Annotated in this window: 18 protein-coding genes and 1 pseudogene; 9 read left to right on the top strand and 10 right to left on the bottom strand. The window is 75.1% G+C overall.

The features are described 5' to 3' along the window. The first annotated feature begins 94 nt into the window (after window positions 1-94). From ACLF5H_RS32690 to ACLF5H_RS32680, 3 genes are all read left to right on the top strand, one after another. Window positions 95-679 carry a carbonic anhydrase gene (locus ACLF5H_RS32690; RefSeq protein WP_421679628.1) on the top strand — a complete coding sequence of 195 codons (585 nt, stop codon included), beginning with the start codon at window positions 95-97 and terminating at the stop codon, window positions 677-679. 74 nt (window positions 680-753) lie between these two features. Continuing rightward, window positions 754-1,224: a cyanase gene (gene cynS / locus ACLF5H_RS32685; protein WP_421679627.1), complete on the top strand. Its 471-nt coding sequence runs from the start codon at window positions 754-756 to the stop codon at window positions 1,222-1,224. Window positions 1,225-1,258: 34 nt separating this feature from the next. Beyond that, window positions 1,259-1,759 (top strand): nucleoside deaminase, encoded by a 501-nt coding sequence (locus ACLF5H_RS32680; RefSeq protein WP_421679626.1) that lies wholly within the window; start codon window positions 1,259-1,261, stop codon window positions 1,757-1,759. A 38-nt stretch (window positions 1,760-1,797) separates the two neighbouring features. Here ACLF5H_RS32680 and ACLF5H_RS32675 read toward each other — a convergent pair whose 3' ends face one another. Beyond that, a complete protein-coding gene (locus ACLF5H_RS32675) occupies window positions 1,798-4,419 on the bottom strand; it encodes a SpoIIE family protein phosphatase (RefSeq protein ID WP_421679681.1) in 2,622 nt (873 codons plus the stop codon). 286 nt (window positions 4,420-4,705) lie between these two features. Beyond that, a pseudogene (locus ACLF5H_RS32670) lies at window positions 4,706-7,175 on the bottom strand (SpoIIE family protein phosphatase). Window positions 7,176-7,392: 217 nt separating this feature from the next. On the opposite strand from ACLF5H_RS32670, the gene ACLF5H_RS32665 reads away from it, so the two are divergent. Continuing rightward, the gene (locus ACLF5H_RS32665; protein WP_421679625.1) at window positions 7,393-8,568 is read left to right on the top strand and encodes a hypothetical protein; all 1,176 of its coding nucleotides are present in this window, start codon (window positions 7,393-7,395) and stop codon (window positions 8,566-8,568) included. A gap of 21 nt (window positions 8,569-8,589) precedes the next feature. Here the strand turns inward: ACLF5H_RS32665 and ACLF5H_RS32660 are convergent, their stop codons facing one another. The 6 genes from ACLF5H_RS32660 to ACLF5H_RS32635 all read right to left on the bottom strand — a co-directional run bounded on the left by ACLF5H_RS32660 (window position 8,590) and on the right by ACLF5H_RS32635 (window position 13,778). Next, complete coding sequence (locus ACLF5H_RS32660) at window positions 8,590-9,312, bottom strand: 2-phosphosulfolactate phosphatase (protein WP_421679624.1); 723 nt, start codon at window positions 9,310-9,312, stop codon at window positions 8,590-8,592. 29 nt (window positions 9,313-9,341) lie between these two features. Further along, window positions 9,342-9,632: a DUF1232 domain-containing protein gene (locus ACLF5H_RS32655; protein WP_256639195.1), complete on the bottom strand. Its 291-nt coding sequence runs from the start codon at window positions 9,630-9,632 to the stop codon at window positions 9,342-9,344. 27 nt (window positions 9,633-9,659) lie between these two features. Next, window positions 9,660-10,844, bottom strand: coding sequence for a hypothetical protein (locus ACLF5H_RS32650; RefSeq protein ID WP_421679623.1), 1,185 nt, complete (start codon window positions 10,842-10,844; stop codon window positions 9,660-9,662). 357 nt (window positions 10,845-11,201) lie between these two features. Continuing rightward, entirely contained in the window at window positions 11,202-12,566 is a 1,365-nt protein-coding gene (locus ACLF5H_RS32645) for an FAD-dependent oxidoreductase (protein ID WP_421679622.1), read from the bottom strand. Window positions 12,567-12,724: 158 nt separating this feature from the next. Then, window positions 12,725-13,060: a hypothetical protein gene (locus ACLF5H_RS32640; protein ID WP_421679621.1), complete on the bottom strand. Its 336-nt coding sequence runs from the start codon at window positions 13,058-13,060 to the stop codon at window positions 12,725-12,727. A gap of 76 nt (window positions 13,061-13,136) precedes the next feature. Beyond that, window positions 13,137-13,778, bottom strand: a complete 642-nt coding sequence (locus tag ACLF5H_RS32635; protein ID WP_421679620.1) for a class I SAM-dependent methyltransferase — start codon at window positions 13,776-13,778, stop codon at window positions 13,137-13,139. A gap of 192 nt (window positions 13,779-13,970) precedes the next feature. Here ACLF5H_RS32635 and ACLF5H_RS32630 point away from each other — a divergent pair, with 192 nt between their 5' ends. Further along, window positions 13,971-14,423, top strand: coding sequence for a flavodoxin family protein (locus tag ACLF5H_RS32630; RefSeq protein WP_421679619.1), 453 nt, complete (start codon window positions 13,971-13,973; stop codon window positions 14,421-14,423). A gap of 9 nt (window positions 14,424-14,432) precedes the next feature. Here ACLF5H_RS32630 and ACLF5H_RS32625 read toward each other — a convergent pair whose 3' ends face one another. Together ACLF5H_RS32625 and ACLF5H_RS32620 are read right to left on the bottom strand one after the other, a co-directional pair. Next, complete coding sequence (locus tag ACLF5H_RS32625) at window positions 14,433-15,176, bottom strand: polysaccharide deacetylase family protein (protein ID WP_421679618.1); 744 nt, start codon at window positions 15,174-15,176, stop codon at window positions 14,433-14,435. Window positions 15,177-15,270: 94 nt separating this feature from the next. Then, window positions 15,271-16,611, bottom strand: coding sequence for a glycosyltransferase (locus tag ACLF5H_RS32620; protein ID WP_421679617.1), 1,341 nt, complete (start codon window positions 16,609-16,611; stop codon window positions 15,271-15,273). Window positions 16,612-16,795: 184 nt separating this feature from the next. On the opposite strand from ACLF5H_RS32620, the gene ACLF5H_RS32615 reads away from it, so the two are divergent. The 4 genes from ACLF5H_RS32615 to ACLF5H_RS32600 all read left to right on the top strand — a co-directional run bounded on the left by ACLF5H_RS32615 (window position 16,796) and on the right by ACLF5H_RS32600 (window position 19,959). Further along, a complete protein-coding gene (locus tag ACLF5H_RS32615) occupies window positions 16,796-17,209 on the top strand; it encodes a BlaI/MecI/CopY family transcriptional regulator (protein WP_421679616.1) in 414 nt (137 codons plus the stop codon). Between the two features lie 4 nt (window positions 17,210-17,213). Next, window positions 17,214-18,062, top strand: coding sequence for a M56 family metallopeptidase (locus tag ACLF5H_RS32610; protein WP_421679615.1), 849 nt, complete (start codon window positions 17,214-17,216; stop codon window positions 18,060-18,062). Between the two features lie 86 nt (window positions 18,063-18,148). Continuing rightward, entirely contained in the window at window positions 18,149-19,114 is a 966-nt protein-coding gene (locus ACLF5H_RS32605) for an ABC transporter ATP-binding protein (RefSeq protein WP_421679614.1), read from the top strand. Beyond that, window positions 19,111-19,959: an ABC transporter permease gene (locus tag ACLF5H_RS32600; RefSeq protein ID WP_421679613.1), complete on the top strand. Its 849-nt coding sequence runs from the start codon at window positions 19,111-19,113 to the stop codon at window positions 19,957-19,959. The genes ACLF5H_RS32605 and ACLF5H_RS32600 overlap by 4 nt, the downstream gene beginning before the upstream one ends. The last annotated feature ends 5 nt before the right edge of the window (window positions 19,960-19,964 follow it).

Below are 19,964 nucleotides of genomic sequence, written 5' to 3'. Positions count from 1 at the left end.
ATGTCCAGCACGTCTTGGACTCTATAGCCCGAGGTCATGCATGGTGGATCTCGCCGGGCCCCACGGGCCGGGCGCCACGAAAGGGAGTGACCCCATGCATGACCTCGCCCACGGCGTCGCGCGCTTCCAGCAGGACGTCTTCCCCGCCAAGCGGGAGCTGTTCAGCCATCTGGCCGCGCACCACACGCCGCACACGCTGTTCATCGGCTGCTCCGACGCCCGCGTCGTGCCCGAGCTGATCACCGGCTGTGAGCCCGGCGAGCTGTTCGTCATCCGCACCGCCGGCAATCTCGTCCCCGCCCGCACCCCGGGCGCCGACGGGGTCGCGGCGAGCATCGAGTACGCCGTCGGCACGCTCGGCGTACGGGACATCGTCGTCTGCGGGCACTCCGCGTGCGGCGCGATGACCGCCCTCGCCCACGGTCACGACCTCAGCGGCGCCCCCGCGGTCGCCGACTGGCTGCGGCTCGCCGACGCCTCGGTGGCCCGCACCCCGGGCACCGCGGACGTGCCCGCCCTGGTACGGCAGAACGTGCTGGCCCAGCTGGCGAACCTGGCCACCCACCCCTGCGTCGCCCGCGCCCTGGCGCGGCGGCAGGTCACGGTGCACGGCTGGGTCTTCGACATCGCCACCGGCCACATCGAGGACCTCACGGCCGCCGCCCCGCTCGCGGCCTGACGACCGACTCCCGGACCGGCCCCGTCAGGGCGGTCCGGTACCCACCCCATCCACACAGTGAGGAACGACCCCCCATGATCCACGCCCAGTTCGACCCCACCGCCCGTCAGCTCCTGGCCGCCGCCGCCGTCGAGGCCAAGACGCGCAAGGACCTCTCCTGGCAGCAGATCGCCGACGCCTCCGGCCTCTCGGTCGCCTTCACCACCGCCGCCGTCCTCGGCCAGCACGCCCTGCCCGCGGACGCCGCCGAGGCGGTCGCCGGCCTGCTCGGCCTGGACGCGGACGCCGCGCTGCTGCTGACCACCGTCCCCACCCGCGGCTCGATCCCCGGCGCGGTCCCCACCGACCCGACGATCTACCGCTTCTACGAGATGCTCCAGGTCTACGGCACCACCCTCAAGGCCCTGGTCCACGAGGAGTTCGGCGACGGCATCATCTCCGCGATCAACTTCAAGCTCGACGTCAAGAAGGTCGCCGACCCCGAGGGCGGCGAGCGCGCCGTCATCACCCTGGACGGCAAGTACCTGCCGACCAAGCCCTTCTGACCCGACCCGCCTCCCTACCTCTCAGGAGGACAGCATGGACTTCGTCCAGCGCACCATCGACCTCGCCCGGCGCAATGTCGCCGAGGGCGGCCGCCCGTTCGCGACCGTCATCGTCAAGGACGGCGAGATCCTCGCCGAGAGCCCCAACCGGGTCGCCCAGACCAACGACCCCACCGCGCACGCGGAGATCCTCGCCATCCGCGAGGCCTGCGTGCGGCTGGGCACCGAGCACCTGACGGGCACGACCATCTACGTCCTCGCCCACCCCTGCCCGATGTGCCTGGGCTCGCTGTACTACTGCTCGCCGGACGAGGTCGTCTTCCTCACCACCCGCGACGCCTACGAGCCGTACTACGTCGACGACCGCAAGTACTTCGAACTGGACACCTTCTACGAGGAGTTCGGCAAGGACTGGGACGAGCGGCGGCTGCCGATGCGGCACGAGCCGCGCGAGGACGCGGTGGAGGTCTACCGGATGTGGCGGCGCCACAACGGCGGCGAGCGCCGCGTCACCGGCGCCCCCACCGCCGGCTGACCGGCGCGCCGGACGGCAGGGTCCGGGTGGAGCAGCCCCTACGGCAGTGGCTGCTCCGCCCAGATGATCTTGCCGTTCGGCGTGTAGCGGGTCCCCCAGCGGTCGGCGACCTGCGCCACCAGGAACAGGCCCCGGCCGCCCTCGTCGGTGCTCGCCGCGTAGCGCAGATGCGGGGAGGTCGTGCTGCGGTCGGAGACCTCGCAGATCAGGGTGCGGTCGCGCAGCAGCCGTACCCCGATCGGGGGCCGCCCGTAGCGGATGGCGTTGGTGACCAGCTCGCTGAGGATCAGCTCGGTGGTGAACGCCAGCTCCTCAAGGCCCCACGCGTCCAGCGCCCGGGTGACCGCGGCGCGCACCTCGGAGACGGCCGCCGGATCGGACGGCACCTCCCACTCGGCCACCTGGTCCGGACCCAGCACCCGGGTCCGGGCCACGATCAGCGCCACATCGTCGCTCGGCCGGCCCGGCATCCCCTCCAGCACCGTACGGCAGGTCGTCTCCGGGGAGCTGTCCGGCGTCCGGCGCAGGGCGTCGCCCAGCAGCTCCAGACCGACGTCGATGTCCCGCTCCCGGTCCTCCACCAGGCCGTCCGTGTACAGCACCAGCCTGCTGCCCTCGGCCAGTTCCAGATCGACCGTCTCGAACGGCAGCCCGCCCAGGCCCAGCGGCGGCCCGGCCGGCAGCTCCGGGAACTCCACCCGCCCGTCGGGATGCACCAGCGCGGGCGGCGGATGCCCCGCGCGGGCCATGGTGCAGCGCCGCGACACCGGGTCGTACACCGCGTACAGACAGGTCGCGCCGGTCACCGCCGCGCCCTCGTCCGGGTTCTCGTCCTGGTCGATCCGGCCCACCAACTCGTCCAGCAGACCGAGCAGTTCATCGGGGGGCAGGTCCAGCGCGGAGAAGTTGTGCACGGCCGTGCGCAGCCGCCCCATGGTCGCCGCCGCGTGCAGCCCGTGCCCCACCACGTCGCCCACCACGAGCGCCACCCGGGCCCCGGACAGCGGCAGCACGTCGAACCAGTCGCCGCCCACCCCGGACTGCGCCGGCAGATACCGGTACGCGATCTCCAGCGCGCCCTGCTCGGGCAGCGTCCGCGGCAGCAGGCTGCGCTGCAGGGTCACCGCCATGCTGTGCTCGCGCGTGTACCGGCGGGCGTTGTCGATGGACACCGCGGCCCGCGCCACCAGCTCCTCGGCGAGCGCCAGCTCCTCGCTGTCGAACGGCTGCGGCTTCTCCGCCCGCCAGAAGTTCGCCACGCCCAGCACCAGGCTGCCCGCCCGCAGCGGCACGGTGATCAGCGAGTGGATGCCGTACTCCACCACCTTGTCGGTGCGCTCCGGCTCCTGCGCCCGCCAGCCCGGCGCGTCCCGCAGCCGCGGCTCCACCACCGACTGCCCGGTCGTCAGGCTGTGGGCCTGCGGCGAGGTCGGGACGAACCGGATCCGGTGATCCACCGGATACAGCGGGGAGTCCTTGCGGATGCCGACACTGGCCACCCGGCGCAGATCGCTCCCGGGCCGCGGCTCCTCTCCGTTCAGCACCGGTTCGAACAGGTCCACGGTCGCGAAGTCCGCGAACCGGGGCACCGCCAGCTCCGCCAGTTCCCCGGCGGTGCGGGTCACGTCCAGGCTGGTGCCGATGCCCACCCCGGCGTCGTACAGCATGTTCAGCCGCTCCCGGGCCACCTCGGCCCGCCCGGACACCGCCCGCAGCTCGGTGGAGTCGCGCAGCGTGGTGACGCTGCCGGCCGGGCCGCCGCGCAGTTCGGTGGGCCGCTGGTTGATCGCGAGGAGGCGGTCCTTGACCAGGTGCACCTCGTCCGTCGCCACCCGCCCCGAGGCCAGCAGCCGTGCCGTGTCGTCGTCCAGGCCCAGCTCCAGGACATGCCGGCGCTCGGCGTTCTGGGGCAGGTCGAGCAGGCGCTGCGCCTCGTCGTTGGCGAGCAGCAGCCGCCCGTCCCGGCCGACGATCAGCACACCCTCGCGGACCGCGTGCAGCACCGCGTCGTGGTGCTCGTACATCCGGGTCATCTCGTACGGCCCGAGTCCGTGCGTCTGGCGCAGCAGCCGTCTGCTGACCAGCGCGGTGCCCGCGGTGGCCAGCGCGAGCGCCGCCGCCGCGGCGGCGAGCAGCAGGGGCAGCTGCTGGTCGGCGGTGCCGCCCACATGCGCGGTGGTGATGCCGGCCGACACCAGCCCCACCACGGTGCCGTGCGCGTCCTTGACCGGGACCACGCTCTGCACCAGCGGGCCGAGCGTGCCGTTGACCGTCTCCACGACCGTGCCACCGGCGACCGCCGGGCCGATGGTGCCGACGAACTTCTTGCCTATGCGGTCGGGATGGGGATGGGTGTAGCGGATCCCCTGGGTGTTCATCACGACGATGAAGTCCACGCCGGTCGCCTTGCGGGCGGCCTCGGCCTTCGGCTGGAGGATCGCCGTCGGGTCCGGTGAGCGCAGCGCGGCGGCCGTGCCGGGCGCGTTGGCGAATGTCTGGGCCACCGCGAGGGAGCGGTTGCGGGCCTCGGTGTCGCTGTCGTGGCGCACCTGGAGGACCTGGGCCACCACCGCCGAGACCACCAGCAGCAGCACGATCACGACCTGGAGCACGAACACCTGACCGGCGACGCTGCGTCCGGTCACCGCCGCCCACAGCATCCCCGGCCGGTCGCCGTTCGCACCGGGGCCGTCCGGCGGCGGGGCCAGTGGTGCGCGCGGGTGCCCGAAAGGTCGGGGCGGCCGGGACACGGGCCGGCCGGGCAGTCGCACCATGTGCCCATGTCTACACTGCCCGACGCCATCAGGCGAGACCGTCACCCCGGGGAGCGGGCGTCGGGAGAGGCGGATGAGGCGTGCCCGGGGAAGGAGCGCGCGGAACGGGCGCAGGCGTTCGACGCGCCACCGCCGCCCGGCCCCCGGCAGCCACCGTGAGCGGACCGGCCCGCTACCCATGGCGGGGCCTCCTCGCCAGGAGCAGGGCCACGTCGTCGGGGCGGGCGTCGGCGTGGCGCGCGGCGGCGGTGAGGCGGTCGGCGACCCCGGACAGGGTGAGGCCGTCGCGCCGCCCGGCGGCCGCGCCCGCCCGGTCAAGGGCCCGGCCCAGATCGGCGATCCCGTCGTCGATGTCGGCGCCCGCCCGCTCCACCAGCCCGTCCGTGTACAGCGCGAGGATCGCGCCCGGTTCGAGGATCAGCTCGGTCACCGGATAGCGCGCCCCCGGATCCACCCCGAGGACGACACCGCCGGGGAGGTCCAGCGGCCGGGCCCGGCCGCCGGGGGAGAGCAGCAGCGGCGGCGGATGGCCCGCGCGGGCGATCCGGGTCAGCCCGGTGGCCGGATCCAGGCGCAGACAGCAGCAGCTGGCGAACTGGCCCGGGTCCAGGCCGATCAGCAGATGGTTGGTGCCGCTGAGCACCTCGTCGGGCGGCCGGTCGCCCAGCGCGAACGCCCGTACCGCGCTGCGCAGCTGGCCCATGGTCGCCGCCGCCTGCACCCCGTGCCCCTGCACATCCCCGATGACCAGCGCGAGACCGTCCCCCGACTCCACCACGTCGTACCAGTCGCCGCCCACGTCCAGCCCCTCGGTGCCCGGCAGATAGCGGCCCGCCGTCTCCACCCGGGGATGCGCCGACAGACGGCTCGGCAGCAGGGCCTGCTGGAGGCCCCGGGCGAGGGCCGCCTCGCTGTCGTAGCGCCGGGCCCGCTCCATCGCGTGCGCGATCAGCCCGGCGAGCGCGGTGAGCACCGTGCGGTCCTCCGCGCTGAAGCCGCGCGGGCGGTCGAAGCCGAGGACGCAGGAACCGACCGGCCGCCCGGACGCGATCAGCGGCAGGAACGCCCGGGCCCCGTCCTCGGCGTCCATCGGCAGTCCCGGATACGTCCGGGCCAGCTGCCGCATCGACTCGAAGAACAGCGGGCGCCCGGTGGCCAGGGCCTCCACGGCCGGGATCCGCGCGTCGAGCGCCACCCCGTCGAACGGCTCCAGGAAGCCCGGCGGGAAACCGGATTCCCACGCCAGGTGGAGATGCCGCTCCTGGAGCAGGTAGATGGCCAGCCGGCGGCCCCCGAACGCGGGCAGCAGCTCCTGCATCACGACCGCCGACACCTGCTGGGCCGTCACCGCGTCGGTCAGCGCGATGGCCAGCGCGATCGGCCGGTACGCCGCCGCCATCGAGGGACCGGCCGCCACCGCGGGCCCCGGCGGCGGCCCGTCCGGCGCCTCCATCCGGCTGGCCGGGACGAGCGTGCAGGTCAGCAGGTCCTCGCCGGGATACACCGACACCGCGAACCCGTCGTACCCGTCGTGCGCCCCGTCCGACACATCCGCGTCGTCCGCGCCGTCCGTCCCGTCCGCGCGGACCGGCCGCCGGACATGGAAGTGCACCGGCTCCGGGGACAGCAGGGCGCCGCGCAGATGATCGTCGTACGGCGGTCCGGTCAGCCAGGGCAGCGCGTCCCACAGCGTCCGCCCGAGCAGTGCCTCCCGCGCCCGCCCGGCGAACCGTGCCGCGGCCGCGTTGGCGTACACGATCGTCCCGAGCCGGTCCAGGCAGCACACGCCCTGCGGCAGCTGGTCGGCGGCGCCGTCGGCGAGGGCGGCCCGGCCGGGGTCGAACACCACCCCGCCGACCCGCGCCACCGCGCCGCCGCAGGCTCAGCGGCGCGCCCGGCGGCTTCCCGGCGGCGGTGTCGCGCAGCGCGGCCAGCACCCGGTACGCCTCCGCCGGGGCGAGCGCCTCGGCGAGCGCGGTGTCGGTGCCCGCGAAGTCGCCCGCCGCCAGGCCGAGCAGGGTGTGCAGCCGGTCGTCCGCGCGGACCGCGTGGGTGCCGGGGTCCCAGGTGAAGCGGCCGACCGCGGCCTGCGGGTGCCGGGCCGCGGGAGGCCGTACGCACTGCGGTTCCCCGTCCCAGACGATCGCGTCCCGGTCCCCGTCGGCGAGCGCGAGCAGCTCGGTGCCCAGGCCCTCGGCGAGCCTGGCCGGCAGCTCCCGGTCGAGCGGCTCGTCCCCGTCGTCGCCGGCCGAGGGACGCAGCACCGCGAGCACCCCGAGCGGACCGCCGCCGCCCGGCACCGGCATGTGCACCGAGGCGAAGGGGAACGGCAGCCCCGCCGCGAACTGCGGATACCGGCGCACGGCCTCGCTCGCGTTCGGCAGCACCACGGGCAGCCCGAGCCGGTAGGCGTCGCAGACGGGGAAGGGGCGGTCCACATGCACCCGCCACCAGGGGCGGAAGAGGGGCCCGGGGAGACCGGCGAGCACGGCCAGGCGCAGGAAGCCGGGTGCGTCGGCGGCGCGCAGATACACGCCCGCCACCCGGCCGCCCGCCGCGCGGAGCGCCGCGGTGGAGGCGTCCGCCAGCAGCGCGGCCAGCCGGGCCCGTGTACGGACCGCCCGCTCCCCGCTGCCCGCCATCGGCCCTACCTCGTCCTGTCCGCCTCCGGGTGGATCACACAGCAAGAATGCGCCAGGAGGAGCAGGGGCCGCACCCCGGCGGGGGGCGGGGCGGCGGGGGCTCACACCAGTGCCTCACCCGGGTGGCGGCGCGGGGCAGCGGCTCCTAGTAATGGACTGCGTACTGCGCGTGCCGCGGTCGGGGGCGTCGCGGCCGCACTCCTGCACTGGAGCCGAGATGACCACCCGCTCTTCGTCCACCTGTTCCGACGACTCCCTCATACCTCCCGCGCCGGTCACGGCCGGTGTCCGGCCGCTGCCGGTCCGGATCCTGACGCGGTCCGCGCCGCCGTCCGGGCCCAGGGCGGAGAGGCCGCCCGGGGCCGGGTCCGGGGCTTCGCACGGGGCCGCTCTCCAGTTCGCGCACGATGCCGCGCACGATGCCGCGCCCGAGGCCGCGCCGGGGTCCGGGGCGGACGGCCGGTACGACGATCCGCTGCTCGGCCTGGTCCGTACGGCCGTCACCACCCGCCCGCTGGAGGACGTCGTCCGCCTCATCGCCCTGCTGGAGGGCGCCCCCGAGCAGGCGCGGACCCTGGCCGAGGCGGTCCGCACGGCGGGCCTTCACCGCTCGGTCGCGGACGTCACCCGACTGGCGGCCCTGCTCACCCGGCCCCCGCGGACCCCTGCGGGCGCCGACGCCGTGCTCCGCGCCGCCGCCGGGCAGCGCCCCGTGGACGAGGTCGGCCCGCTGCTGCGGCTGCTGTACCGCACCCCCCTGGAGCCGCGCTGCCGGCAGACCGCCGTACAGGCCGCGGCCACCGGGCGGACCGTCGCGGAACTGACCGAGCTGATCGGCAGCCTGGCCGCCGACCAGCCGGTGCCGGAACTGCCGCCCGCGGGAACGCCGGTCGCCGAGGGCCCCTCGCCCGCGCACCCGCGCTCACCCGGGACCCCGCCGCGCCGGGCGCCACGGCTCAAGCTCCTCCGGCTGGAAACCGCCGCCCAGCGGCCTCGGCCGAGGAAGGCCGCTGGGCCTGCCCCGGCCGGGACCGGCGTCCGTGTCGCCGCGCTGCTGGTGTTCCTCTGCGGGGCCGCCCACGCGCCCCGCTACTGGGCCGGGCTCTCCCACGGGCTGCTCGGCGCCACGCTCGTCGCCTCCGCGCTGTGCATGCTCCGTGCTCAGCACCGCCGCCGTCACCGCGGTGACCCCCGCCCCGCCCAGCAGCCCGAGCGCCACCGTGAAGGACTGCCACGGCCGCCCTCGCGGTCACGGCGGGGCTCGGCGCGGGACAGGTGCTCGGCGGTCGCTTCGGGCTGCCGGACCCGGCCCGGCTGTGGGTGGCGACACTGGCCCCGCCCTGGCTCGCCGGTACGGCCGCGGCGGTGGCCGCCCTCGGGGCGCTCGCGGTGATGCTGGCCGTCCTGCTCGGGGTCAACGCCCCCGGTCGTCGCGGGGGTTGAGCCGGAGCGGCGACCGATCGGCCATCCGCAACTCCAGGCGGCCGGCCACCCGGGCGGCCACCATGGCGAACGGCACGCTGTCCGCCTCCAGACACAGCTCCACGTCCTGCGGATGCACCCCCGTCCAGCCCCGCCGTACCGCCTCCGCCAGTTCGGCCGCGGCGGACGAGCGGCGGGCCCGGGCCAGATAGGGCCCGGGACCGGTGCCGGGGTCGCGCACCCGGGCGGCGATGTACTCGGCGCAGGCGAGATCCTCCTCGGCCCGCCCGTCGCCCCCGGTGACGACGAAGGTCACCGCCCGCGCCCCGGCCCGGCGCAGCGCCTCGGCGGTCGCCCCGGCCACCAGGAAGCTCGCGCACAGCACCAGACCGGCGTCCGCCACGGCGAGCGCCCCGGCCGTACCCGCGGTGGTCTTCTGCACAATCGTGCGACCGCGTACGTCGAGCGAGCGCAGCCGCGCGGGCGAGTTGGCGAGGTCGAAGCCCGGCACCGGCGCCCCGTCCTGGAAGGCGAGCCAGCCCGGATTGCGGGCCTTGAGCGCCAGCGCCTCCTCTCGCGTTCCGGCGAACACGATCCGCTCGGCGCCGCGCCGCAGCGCGGCGGCGGCCACGGTGAAGGCGCGCATCACATCGACGACGACGGCGACGTCCGGGGCGGCGGGGGCGTCGGGGATCCCGGTGAACACGGCTCGCATCGCACCATGATCGGGTACGCGCCGACGGTTCAGGGCAGCCGGGGCGTCTCCGGTGCCTGTGGCCGGGCGGCGCGCAGGCTGCGCAGGGCGAGGAGCAGGACGCCGATGTCGTCCAGGTAGATGGGATCGGGCAGCAGATCGGTCGGGAGCAGCAGATACGCCACCGCGCCCCAGAACACCCAGCGCGGCCCCGCGGGCAGCCCGGCCCGCAGCAGCGTACGCCGGGTGCGCACCAGGCGTACGAGCAGCGCGACGGCACCGGCGGCCAGCCCCGCGGCGACGACGGCGGCGATGATCAGCAGCAGGGTGGTGGTGTCCATCGGGGCTCCTTGTACGGCACGGGGGCCTTACGACGGCAGGTCGGGGGAGGGCAGGTCCGCGCCGTCGGCGGTGTCCTCCGGGGGCGTCTTCGCCCGGCCGGGAAGACCGGGGAACCGCAGCCGTTCGAACGTCCGGGTGAGCTGCTGGAGCGGTGCGGGCGCCTTGGCGGCGGGCCGCTGCTGCGGCAGCGCGGGCGCCGGTACGTCACGGTAGGCAGCCAGCGCCTCCAGAGCCTGCTCCGCGGCCTGCTTGTACAGGTCCCGGGACTTCGTCATGGCCTCCAGCGCCTCGGCGTACATGGTGACGAGACGGCGTTCCCGGTCCAGCTCCTCCTGGTGGGTCATCAGGGTCCAGTTGTCCCTGAGGTCCGCCAGCGCCTCTGCCGCGTCCTGCGGCGCGGGGCGCGGCAGAGCGACGAAGTGCCGCAGCGCGGCGAGGAGTTCCGGGGGCTCGGAGCCGTCCAGGAAGACGCTGCGCACCCGGTGCGGTTCGCCGTCGTAGCCCTCGGGGGCCGGGTCGGGCGGCAGGATCACGGCGCCGCCGCGCGGCACCTCGACACCGAGGTCCTTCAGCGCCCAGTTGACGCCGCGCAGCTGGTGCGGGGCGGCGCGGTGCTCCACGACGCGGTGCCGCAGGGCGGGCGGCAGCAGCCGGGCGAGCGGCAGTTTGCCCTGCTCGTCGGGGGTCATGGCCTCGTGCACCACCAGGTTGACGCACCAGGCCTCCCGGGCCGCCTCGCGCAGTCGGCGGCGCATCTCCTTGTCGTCCGCGGGCAGCGCGTTGACCTGCCGGAAGCGCACGCCGGCGGCCGTGGGGTGGTGGTCCCAGGAGCCGTCGTCGCCGGAGCCGCCCTCGGGCCAGAACAGCGTCGCGGGGGAGGGCCAGCCCTCGTCCCACGGCCGCTCGGCCTCCGCGACGAGCCGCCACTCGTGCCCCTGGAGCTTGTTCTGCCGGGGTACGAGGCTCAGGCGGGCCCGCACGGTCACGGTGCCGCCGACCCGCCAGCGTGCCTCGAAGATCATGGGGGGCGCGTCGCTCCCGGAGGTGTCCTCGGGGGCGGGGGGCTCGGCGAAGTCGTCGATGTCCCCGCTCTCCTTGTGCCGACGCAGGGTGCGGCGGACGACGTCCTCAGGGGCGGGGCCGGTGTGACGGCCGCGGGCCGCCCAGACGGACTGCGGGACGGGGGCGCGGTCGGTGGCGGAGTTCGACATAAGCCAATCTGCTGATGGGGGCGGATGCGCCTCCCAGTATCACCGCTCGCCCGGGCGAAACGTAGACGGCCCCACGCCCGCGCGCGGCGCGTGTCCCTCCGGGGGATGCGCGGGGCGCCTTCGACCGGGGGCGCGCGGGCCGCTCGCGCCGGGGCGCTTTTCGGACCCGTCGGCTTCTCGGCCGACGGATCCGGCCGTTCCCCGGGGGCGCGGGAAACCGCGCGACCAGCCACGGCGAGCCCGCACCCGTACACCGCCGCAGGCCACCCGCCCACGGCGGCCGGGGCTCAGCCGGACCGGGGCTCAGCCCCGTTCGAGCTCAGCCCCGGCACAGGCGGCGCGCGGAGCGCGGAGCGCTTACGCGCCGCTCTCGCGCAGCATGTCCTCGCGCTCGACGATCTTCACGCGCTCGCGGCCCTGCGGTTCGCCCAGGGCGCGTTCGGCGGCGTCCAGGCGGTGCCAGCCCTCCCACGTGGTGTAGCGCACGCCGCGCTCGGCGAGGAAGGCGTCCACGGCCTGCGGCGCGGGCGAGGCGGGGGTGTGCAGCCGGCCGTCCGCGTGGTCCGCGAGCAGGTTGGACACCGTCTCGTTGGCGTCGCCCTTGGTGTGGCCGATGAGGCCGACGGGGCCGCGCCGGATCCAGCCGGTGACGTAGGTGGACTGGAGGTGGGTGCCGCCCTCCTCGATGACCCGGCCGCCCTCGTCCGGGACGGTGCCCGAGCCGAGGTCCCAGGGCAGCTTGGGCAGCTTCTCGGAGAGGTAGCCGACCGCGCGGTAGACGGCGGTGACGTCCCAGTCCTTGAACTCGCCGGTGCCCTTGACATTGCCGGTGCCGTCCAGGGCGGTGCGCTCGGTGCGCAGGCCCACGACCTCGCCGTTCTCGCCGAGGATCTCCGCGGGGGACTCGAAGAAGTGCAGGAAGAGTTTGTGCGGGCGGTCGCCGACGTCCCGGATCGCCCAGTTCTCCAGGGTCTTGGCGACCATGTCGGCCTGCTTGTTGCCGCGCCGGGTCTCGATCGAACCGGCGTCGTAGTCGATGTCCTCGGGGTCGACGATGACCTCGATGTTGGGGGAGTGGTCCAGCTCGCGCAGCTCCATCGGGCTGAACTTCGCCTGGGCCGGGCCCCGGCGGCCGAAGACGTGGATCTCCACGGCCTTGTTGGCCTTCAGACCGTCGTAGACGTTCCCCGGGATCTCGGTCGGCAGCAGCTCGTCCGCGGTCTTGGCGAGGACGCGGGCCACGTCCAGCGCCACGTTGCCGACGCCGAGCACCGCGACCTTCTCGGCCTCCAGGGGCCAGGTGCGCGGGACGTCCGGGTGGCCGTCGTACCAGGAGACGAAGTCGGCGGCGCCGTAGGAACCGGCCAGGTCGATGCCGGGTATGGACAGCGGGCGGTCGGCCATGGCGCCGGTGGAGAAGATCACCGCGTCGTAGAAGTCGCGCAGGTCGTCCAGGCTGATGTCCGTCGGGTAGTCGACGTTGCCGAACAGCCGGATCTGCGGCTTGTCCAGGACCTGGTGCAGTGCGGTGACGATGCCCTTGATGCGGGGGTGGTCCGGCGCGACGCCGTAGCGGATCAGACCGAAGGGGGCGGGCATGCGCTCGAAGAGGTCGATGGACACGCCGGGGTCGGCGGCCACCTCGGACTTGAGCAGGGCGTCGGCGGCGTAGATCCCGGCGGGGCCGGCTCCGACGATGGCTACCCGCAGGGGGCGCGGCATGATCAGGTTCCCTTCGAGTGAAAAAGTCGACTCGATCGGGAAGCCTAAGCTAAGGCAGACCTAAGTAGGTACGCGGGTCCCGCCTATGACCTCATAAGGGCACCTTATGGCTTCCCTAGGGGTGTCTTATGGCACCCCTCTTGCGGCCTTCCCCACCGTCACTCCGGTTGGGTCAGGGCCTCCTTCTGGAGCTGTACGGCCGCCAGCAGGCTCAGCTTCGGCTCCGCCTGGCGCAGGGCCTTCGTCGCCGCGACCGAGGAGAGGTCGCCGGTGAAGCCGACGGCGGCCAGCCGGGCGCGGGTCCAGTCGGCGCGCAGCTTGGCCTCGGTGGCCTGTGCGGTCGACTCGACCAGCGCGACGGCGCGTTCCAGACCCGGGCGCTCCTCGGGCGACGCCTCCGCGAGCGCCGCGCGCAGCGCCGAGGCCACCACATCCGCGTCCCGGATGACCAGTACGTGATTGTGCTTCCTGTTCAGACCCGCGATTCCCGTCATGGTGATCATCCTCGCCGCCAAGGGCCCCGAGGTCCAAGCGGTTTGAGGAAGACCAGAGGCTGAGGAAGGCCGGAGGCTACCGCGCGGGCCGTCGGCAGTGCAGGAACAGATGCGGCTCCGGTGCCGCCTCGGGATGCGCGGGCGCGAACTCCGCGTGCTCCTCGGCCAGTACGACGAGCCCGGCCCGGACCGCCACGTCCTTGAACGCGTCCGCGCCGAAGCTCGTCACCCGCACCGGCTGCCCCATGAAGAGCCCCTCGGCGCCCTCGATGTCGACGGGCACGGTCGCCAGCACCACGAACCCACCGGGCCGTACCGCCCGGGCGAGCCGGCCCACCACGGCCTCCTGTTCGGCCCGGTCCATCTGGAGCAGCGAGAAGTAGGCACAGGCCGCGTCGAACACCCCGTCCCCCAGCGGGAGTTCACGGATGTCCGCCCGGCGGAACTCGGCCCCCGGCACCTGCCGCGCCGCCAGCTCCGCCATCACCGGGGACACATCGACACCGAGCACCCGGTGCCCCGCGTCCGCGAGGGTCTCCGCGGTCGGCCGCCCCGTCCCGCAGCCCACGTCCAGCACCCGGCTGCCCGGCGCCAGCCGCTGAAGCAGCCACCGCAGGGACGCCCGGTGCGCCGCGGAGGAGGCGAACGCCTTCTCGTAGTCGAGACCCAGCGCGTCGAACACCACGGCCGCCGGTACCCGGCGCTCGTCCTCGGCCACCACGGCTCCTCCCGTCGCACGGCACCGACCCGCACGGCACCGATCCGCACGGCACCGACCGGTACCGCACCGATCCGCACGGCACCCCGCGGCGCCGACGCCGGGCATCCTCGCACCCGCGCGCCGCGCCCGCAACGGCGCGGGGCGACGGCCCGTTTGCGCACCGCGCGCCGGACCCGGCAGGGTGCGGGTGTGCCCACCTTGCTGATCGTCCACCACACCCCGTCACCCAACTGCCAGGCCCTGTTCGAGGCCGTCGTCTCCGGCGCCACGGCACCCGGGATCGAGGGCGTCCGGGTGGTGCGCCGCGCGGCCCTCGCGGCCACCGCCGCCGATGTCCTCGAAGCCGACGGCTACCTCCTCGGCACCCCCGCGAACCTCGGCTACATCTCCGGCGCCCTCAAACACTTCTTCGACCAGATCTACTACCCCTGCCTGGACGGGACCCGGGGCCGCCCCTTCGGCTACTACGTCCACGGGGGCGACGACGTCACCGGCGCGGTGCGCGCCCTCGACACCATCACCACCGGCCTCGGCTGGCGCCGCGCGGCCGAACCGGTCACCGTCACGGGTGAACCCGGCCGGGCCGACACGGAGGCCTGCTGGGAGCTCGGCGCCACCCTCGCCGCGGGCCTGTCCGCCTGACCCGCCCGCTCACACCCCCCGCTCGCCCGCCCACCCGTGTTCGCGCAACGGCCCCACCGCCAGGCCGCGTTCGGCACAGCTGTCCAGGATGCGCGGCAGGGCGCCGAGGGTGGCGCGCCAGGAGCCGGGGGTGGAGGCGGAGTCGGAGTCGTGGAGCAGGATCGTGCCGCCGCCGCGCAGATCGCGGACGACGGTCCGGTGCACCGACGACGGGGTGGCCCGGGCGGTCCAGTCCTCGCCCCAGCAGGTCCACAGCACCGGCGTCAGGCCCAGCCGCCGCGCGGCCAGCCGGGCGGCGGTCGACATCACCCCGTAGGGCGGCCGGAACAGGGCCGGGCACCGCCCGGTGAGATCGCCGACCAGGTCCCGCGCGCGGGCGAGGTCGTCGTAGGTCGCCCGGGGGCCGCGCAGCAGCAGCGGGCGGTGCAGCCAGCCGTGGACGCCGATCTCATGGCCCTCGGCGGCGATCTCGCGCACCAGTCCGGGGCTGCGCCGGGCCTCGCGGCCGAGCAGGAAGAACGTCGCGCGCACCCCGCGCCCGGCCAGCGCGCCCAGGAACAGCGGGGTGGAGTACGGGTCGGGCCCGTCGTCGAAGGTGAGGGCGACATGCCCGGCCCGGCCCCGCCCGGACAGCCGGGGCATGACGCGCTTGCGCAGCGGCCCGAACGTGGCGACCACCGGCGCGGCGTGCACGGCGGCGAGCACGGGCAGCGCGGCCAGGGCGGTGCCCCGCAGGGCGGGTACGACGGTCATCGGCGGTGCCCCGCACCGTGCGGAGCGGCGGTGTGCGGGGCGCGTGCGGCGTGGCCCGCGTCGTCTGGGTCCAGTTCGTGGCCGAGGGCGTGCATCAGCCGGGGACCGTCGTCGGTGGTGGCGACCGCCGTGCCGAACGCGGTCGCCCAGAGGGCGCACGCGACCGCCGCGACCGCGGCGATGCGCCGCGGGCGCCCGGCACGCCGCACCGGCAGGGGAGTTGGTACCGCCGTCGGCGCCAGGACGTGTGCTCTTCCGATCTGCCCGCCCTGGCGATGCGCGCGATCTCGGCGGCCGGACCGCGCCCGGCCTCCGCGAACAGCGCGCGACCGGCCGCCCGTTGCCGCAGGCCCCGCGCCCCGTTGGCCAACTCGAAGACGACCGAGGTGAGTTCGTCGGGGTCCCGGATCCACGCGGCGACCCCCGCCTCCGCCAGAGCCGCGGCATTGGTCTGCCCGTGGCCCGGTATGCAGCGGTAACTCGCCACCGGCAGCCCGGCGGCGAACGCCTCCAGGGAGGTCAGCCCCCCGGCGTTCTGCACCAGTACGTCGGCGGCGTGCATCAGGGCGGGCATGTCGTCCACCCAGCCGAAGGCGTGCTCGATGCCCTCGGCCCGCAGCCGCGCGGCCAGCGCCTCGTTGCGGCCGCACACCACCACCGGGACCGCGACCCTGGACGCCCGTATTTCCAGGGCCACTTGCCGTACCGGGCCCACGCCCCACGAACCGGCGACCAGCAGGGCCAGGGACGCCCGCGCGGGCAGTCCGAAGCGGGCCCGGGCGGCGGCGCGCGTCTCCTCGTCGGCCGGGCGGAAGCGCGGGTCGGTGACCGGCCCGGTCACCCGCACGTCCCCGGCCCCCGCGCCCCGGGCCTGCGCGGCGGGCACGGCGTGCGCCGCGAGATGGACGTCGACACCGTCGGCCACCCACAGCGGATGCACCGAGAAGTCGGTCAGATAGGTGAGCGCCGGGACGGTCAGCCGCCCCGCCCGGCGCAGCGCGCCCAGGACCCGGCTGGCACCCGGATACGTGGAGACGACCGCCCGGGTGCCCGGCGGCAGGGCCCGCAGCACCCGCTCCTCGGCACCGCGCAGCAGCGCCGCGGTCAACGGCCCGCCGCCGCCCGCGCGTTCGGTGCCGCGGTAGATGCGCTGATAGGCCCAGGGCGCGGTGCGCAGCATCCGGTGGTAGCCGTCCCGGACGAGCCGGCCGGTCCCGGCGGGCAGCAGGTCCAGCAGATCGAGCCGGTCCACCGTGAACCCGTCCGCCGTGAGCCGGCGGGCCAGTTCCGCGGCGGCGCCGTCGTGCCCGGCACCGACACCGGCGGACAGCAGCGTGACCCGCTCGGCCGCAGCCGGGGGCACGGGCGGCGGCGCGTCGCGCAGGGTGGCGGCCGCCAGGGCACGCACGTGGGCCGTACTTCCGAGATGGGGCATGGCTGTGCCTTCCGCGCGAGAGCAGCAGGAGGGGGATCCGCGCGGGAGCCGGGCGGAGCGACCGGAACTCTACAACATGTAGTAGATAAGCTCGTACGACATGTAGGAGCAGCCGGGTAGGGTGGTCCACCGGACCGTCAAGGCCGGGCAAAAGGCCGTCAGGGGGCGGGAGGAGGGACCAGGAGTGCGCGAGCGAGGGAGCGAGGCGGCGGGTGAGCCGTCCGGCCGACGGGCACGCGGCGAACTGGAGGGCAGTGTGCTGGCCGTCCTCTGGACCGCCGACCGGCCGCTGACCGCCCGGCAGGTCCTGGACGGGCTGCCCGGCGACCTGGCCTACACCACCGTGCTGACCATCCTGTCCCGCCTGTACGACAAGGGCATGCTGGTCCGGCGCCGGGAAGGCCGCGGCTACGCCTACGCCCCCGCGCGCGACGAGGCGTCCGACACCGCCGCCCGGATGCGGACCCTGCTGGACCGCGGCCCGGACCGGGAGGCGGTCCTCGCCCGGTTCGTCTCCGAACTCTCCACCGAGGACGAGCAGGTGCTCCAGCGGCTGCTGGCCGGGCCGGACCAGGACCGCCCGGCCGGGGAGCCGTGACCGGGTGACCTTCACCGTCTATGTGCCGCTGCTGGTGACCGTCGTCCTCGCCGTGCTCGCCCCGCGCGCCGCCCACCGGCTGCCGCCCCGCGCCGCCGCCCGCTCCCTGGCCTGCGCCGCGGCGGTCACCGCCCTCGGCTGGCTCGGCTCGCTCGCACTGCTCTCCTTCACCGGGCTCGCGCAGATCCCCGAGGTCGCCGAGCAGGGCCACTGGTCGGTGGCCGCGCTGCGCGCCGCCGACCCGGTCTCCCTCGCCGTCGCGATCCTCGGCGCGCTCGGCCTGGCCTCGGGGACCGGCTCGCTCGCCGTGGCCGCCGTACGCGGGACCCGGCATCTGCGGTGGACCCGGCGGGAGGCCGCCGCGCTGCCCGGCGACACCGAACTGGCCGTCCTCGACGACGCGGTGCCGCGGGCGTTCGCGCTGCCCGGCGCGCCCGGCCGGATCGTGGTCTCCCGGGGCATGCTGCGCTGCCTGGGCGACGACGAGCGCGCCGCCCTGCTCGCGCACGAACGCGCCCATCTGCGCGGCCGGCACCACCTCTACCTCGCCCTGTGGCGGCTCGCCGCGGCCGTCACCCCGCTGCTGCGCCCGCTCGCCGACGCGGGCGGCTTCGTCCTGGAACGCTGGGCCGACGAGGCCGCCGCCGCGCACGTGGGCAGCCGTACGGTGGTCGCCCACTTTTTCCCTCCACGACGCTCTTCCGATCTCCGGACGCCGCCACGGACGGCGCCCGCCACCGGCACCACCACCGCGGCCCGCACCGGCCCTGCGGCCGGGCGTAGTACCCCGGTACCACCCCTTCTGCCCCGTTCAGCCCCCAGTACCACGGGTTTGCGGGGTTTCGGCGCCTAGCGTTGCGGATGAGACGTCAGACGTGACGGACGCCGCCGCCCCCGAGGGCGCGGCGGACGCCGCGGTCCGCGACAGAGGGAGCCCGCATGATCGAGGCACGAGGACTGACCAAGAGGTACGGCGAGAAGACGGCGGTCGACGGACTGGACTTCGTCGTCGAGCCCGGCACCGTCACCGGATTCCTGGGCCCGAACGGCGCCGGGAAGTCCACCACCATGCGCATGATCGTCGGCCTCGACGCCCCGACGAGCGGCTCCGTGACCGTGGGCGGCCGCCACTACGCCGGCCACCGCGCCCCGCTCCAGGAGGTCGGCGCCCTGCTGGAGGCCAGGTCCGTGCACCCCGGCCGCTCGGCCTACCAGCATCTGCGGGCGCTCGCGCTGACCCACGGCATCCCGCGCCGCCGCGTCGACGAGGTGATCGGGCTCGCCGGGCTCGGCAGCGTCGCCGGGAAGCGGGCCGGTTCCTTCTCGCTCGGCATGGGCCAGCGGCTCGGCATCGCCGCGGCCCTGCTCGGCGACCCCCGCACGGTGATGCTGGACGAGCCGGTCAACGGCCTCGACCCCGAGGGCGTCCTGTGGATCCGCAACCTGCTCACCTCGCTCGCGGCGGAGGGCCGCACGGTCTTCGTCTCCTCCCACCTGATGAGCGAGGTCGCCCAGGTCGCGGACCATCTGATCGTCGTGGGCCGGGGGCGGCTGCTCGCCGACACGACCGTACGGGACCTGGTGCGCGCGGCGGGCGGCGACACCGTCCGGGTCGCCACCGAGGACCCGGGACGGCTGCGCGAGGTGCTCGCCGGGCCCGGCGTGGAGATCACCGGCCGGGTCGGCTCGGAGGAACTCCAGGTCAGCGGGGTGAGCGCACGGGAGATCGGGCTGAAGGCCGCCGCAAGCGGCATCCCCCTGTTCGAACTGAGCACCAGGGCGGTGTCCCTGGAGTCGGCCTTCATGGACCTGACCCGGGACGCCGTCGAGTACCACGGCGGCACCACCGGCACCGACCCCATCGGCCCCACCACCGGCACCGACCGCACCGGGAGCGCCGCATGAGCACCCTGACCGAGACCACCTCAGCCGCCGGGAACACCGGGTCCGCGCCGGACCGCCCCGCCTACCGGGTCACCGGGCGCCGCGTCCTGGCCTCCGAATGGGCCAAACTCTGGTCCCTGCGCTCCACCTGGATCACCCTCGGCCTGGGACTGCTGTTCCTCGTCGTCTTCGGCGTCATCGCCTCCTACCGCTACCAGTCCATGATCGGCTCACCGCGCATGGACAAGGACTTCGCCCGCTCCACGGCCCTCAGCCTCTCCCTCTTCGGCGCCAACTTCGCCCAACTCGCCCTCGGCGTCCTGGGCGTGCTGGTCACGGCGGGGGAGTACTCCACCGGCATGATCCGCTCCACCATGGCGGCGGTACCGCGCCGACTGCCCGTGCTGTGGTCCAAGGCGGCGGTGTACGGGCTGGTCGCCCTCGTCGTCGGCACGGCCGGCGCGTTCGTCGCTTTCCTCATCGGCAGCCGCGTCGTCGCCGACACGTCCGCCGCCCTGACGATCGGTCACACCGGTGTCGTCCGTGGCCTGTTCGGCGCCGGTCTCTACCTCGGCCTGGTCGGCGTCATCGGTACGGCCCTCGGCGCGCTGCTGCGCTCGGTGGCCGGTGGTATCTCCGTGCTGGTCGCCACCTTCATGCTCGTCCCCGGCCTCGCCTCGCTGCTGCCCAGCTCCTGGCAGGACGACCTCGGCCCCTATCTGCCGAGCAACGCGGGCCAGGCGATGTACGCCCTCACCCACGACGCCACCTCGCTGGCCCCCGGCGCCGGGCTGCTGGTCTTCCTCGGCTGGACCGTGCTGGCGCTGGCGGGGGCGGCCTACCGGTTGCGGCGGGGGGACGTCTGACCGGG

Origin of the sequence: Streptomyces sp. LaBMicrA B280 (assembly GCF_049222185.1) — a bacterium.
Classification (GTDB): domain Bacteria; phylum Actinomycetota; class Actinomycetes; order Streptomycetales; family Streptomycetaceae; genus Streptomyces; species Streptomyces murinus.
The sequence above is the reverse complement of the archived record's forward strand: the minus strand, read 5'-3'. Positions and strand labels throughout refer to the sequence as shown.

Excerpts from the sequence above, each read along its gene's own strand:
- ACLF5H_RS32680 (WP_421679626.1), top strand. The coding sequence starts at position 1,259 with ATGGACTTCGTCCAGCGCACCATCGACCTCGCCCGGCGCAATGTCGCC.
- ACLF5H_RS32660 (WP_421679624.1), bottom strand. The coding sequence starts at position 9,312 with ATGCGAGCCGTGTTCACCGGGATCCCCGACGCCCCCGCCGCCCCGGAC.
- ACLF5H_RS32600 (WP_421679613.1), top strand. The coding sequence starts at position 19,111 with ATGAGCACCCTGACCGAGACCACCTCAGCCGCCGGGAACACCGGGTCC.
- ACLF5H_RS32620 (WP_421679617.1), bottom strand. The coding sequence starts at position 16,611 with ATGCCCCATCTCGGAAGTACGGCCCACGTGCGTGCCCTGGCGGCCGCC.
- cynS (WP_421679627.1), top strand. The coding sequence starts at position 754 with ATGATCCACGCCCAGTTCGACCCCACCGCCCGTCAGCTCCTGGCCGCC.
- ACLF5H_RS32655 (WP_256639195.1), bottom strand. The coding sequence starts at position 9,632 with ATGGACACCACCACCCTGCTGCTGATCATCGCCGCCGTCGTCGCCGCG.
- ACLF5H_RS32625 (WP_421679618.1), bottom strand. The coding sequence starts at position 15,176 with ATGACCGTCGTACCCGCCCTGCGGGGCACCGCCCTGGCCGCGCTGCCC.
- ACLF5H_RS32605 (WP_421679614.1), top strand. The coding sequence starts at position 18,149 with ATGATCGAGGCACGAGGACTGACCAAGAGGTACGGCGAGAAGACGGCG.
- ACLF5H_RS32665 (WP_421679625.1), top strand. The coding sequence starts at position 7,393 with ATGACCACCCGCTCTTCGTCCACCTGTTCCGACGACTCCCTCATACCT.
- ACLF5H_RS32645 (WP_421679622.1), bottom strand. The coding sequence starts at position 12,566 with ATGCCGCGCCCCCTGCGGGTAGCCATCGTCGGAGCCGGCCCCGCCGGG.
- ACLF5H_RS32640 (WP_421679621.1), bottom strand. The coding sequence starts at position 13,060 with ATGACGGGAATCGCGGGTCTGAACAGGAAGCACAATCACGTACTGGTC.
- ACLF5H_RS32650 (WP_421679623.1), bottom strand. The coding sequence starts at position 10,844 with ATGTCGAACTCCGCCACCGACCGCGCCCCCGTCCCGCAGTCCGTCTGG.
- ACLF5H_RS32675 (WP_421679681.1), bottom strand. The coding sequence starts at position 4,419 with ATGCTGTGGGCGGCGGTGACCGGACGCAGCGTCGCCGGTCAGGTGTTC.
- ACLF5H_RS32690 (WP_421679628.1), top strand. The coding sequence starts at position 95 with ATGCATGACCTCGCCCACGGCGTCGCGCGCTTCCAGCAGGACGTCTTC.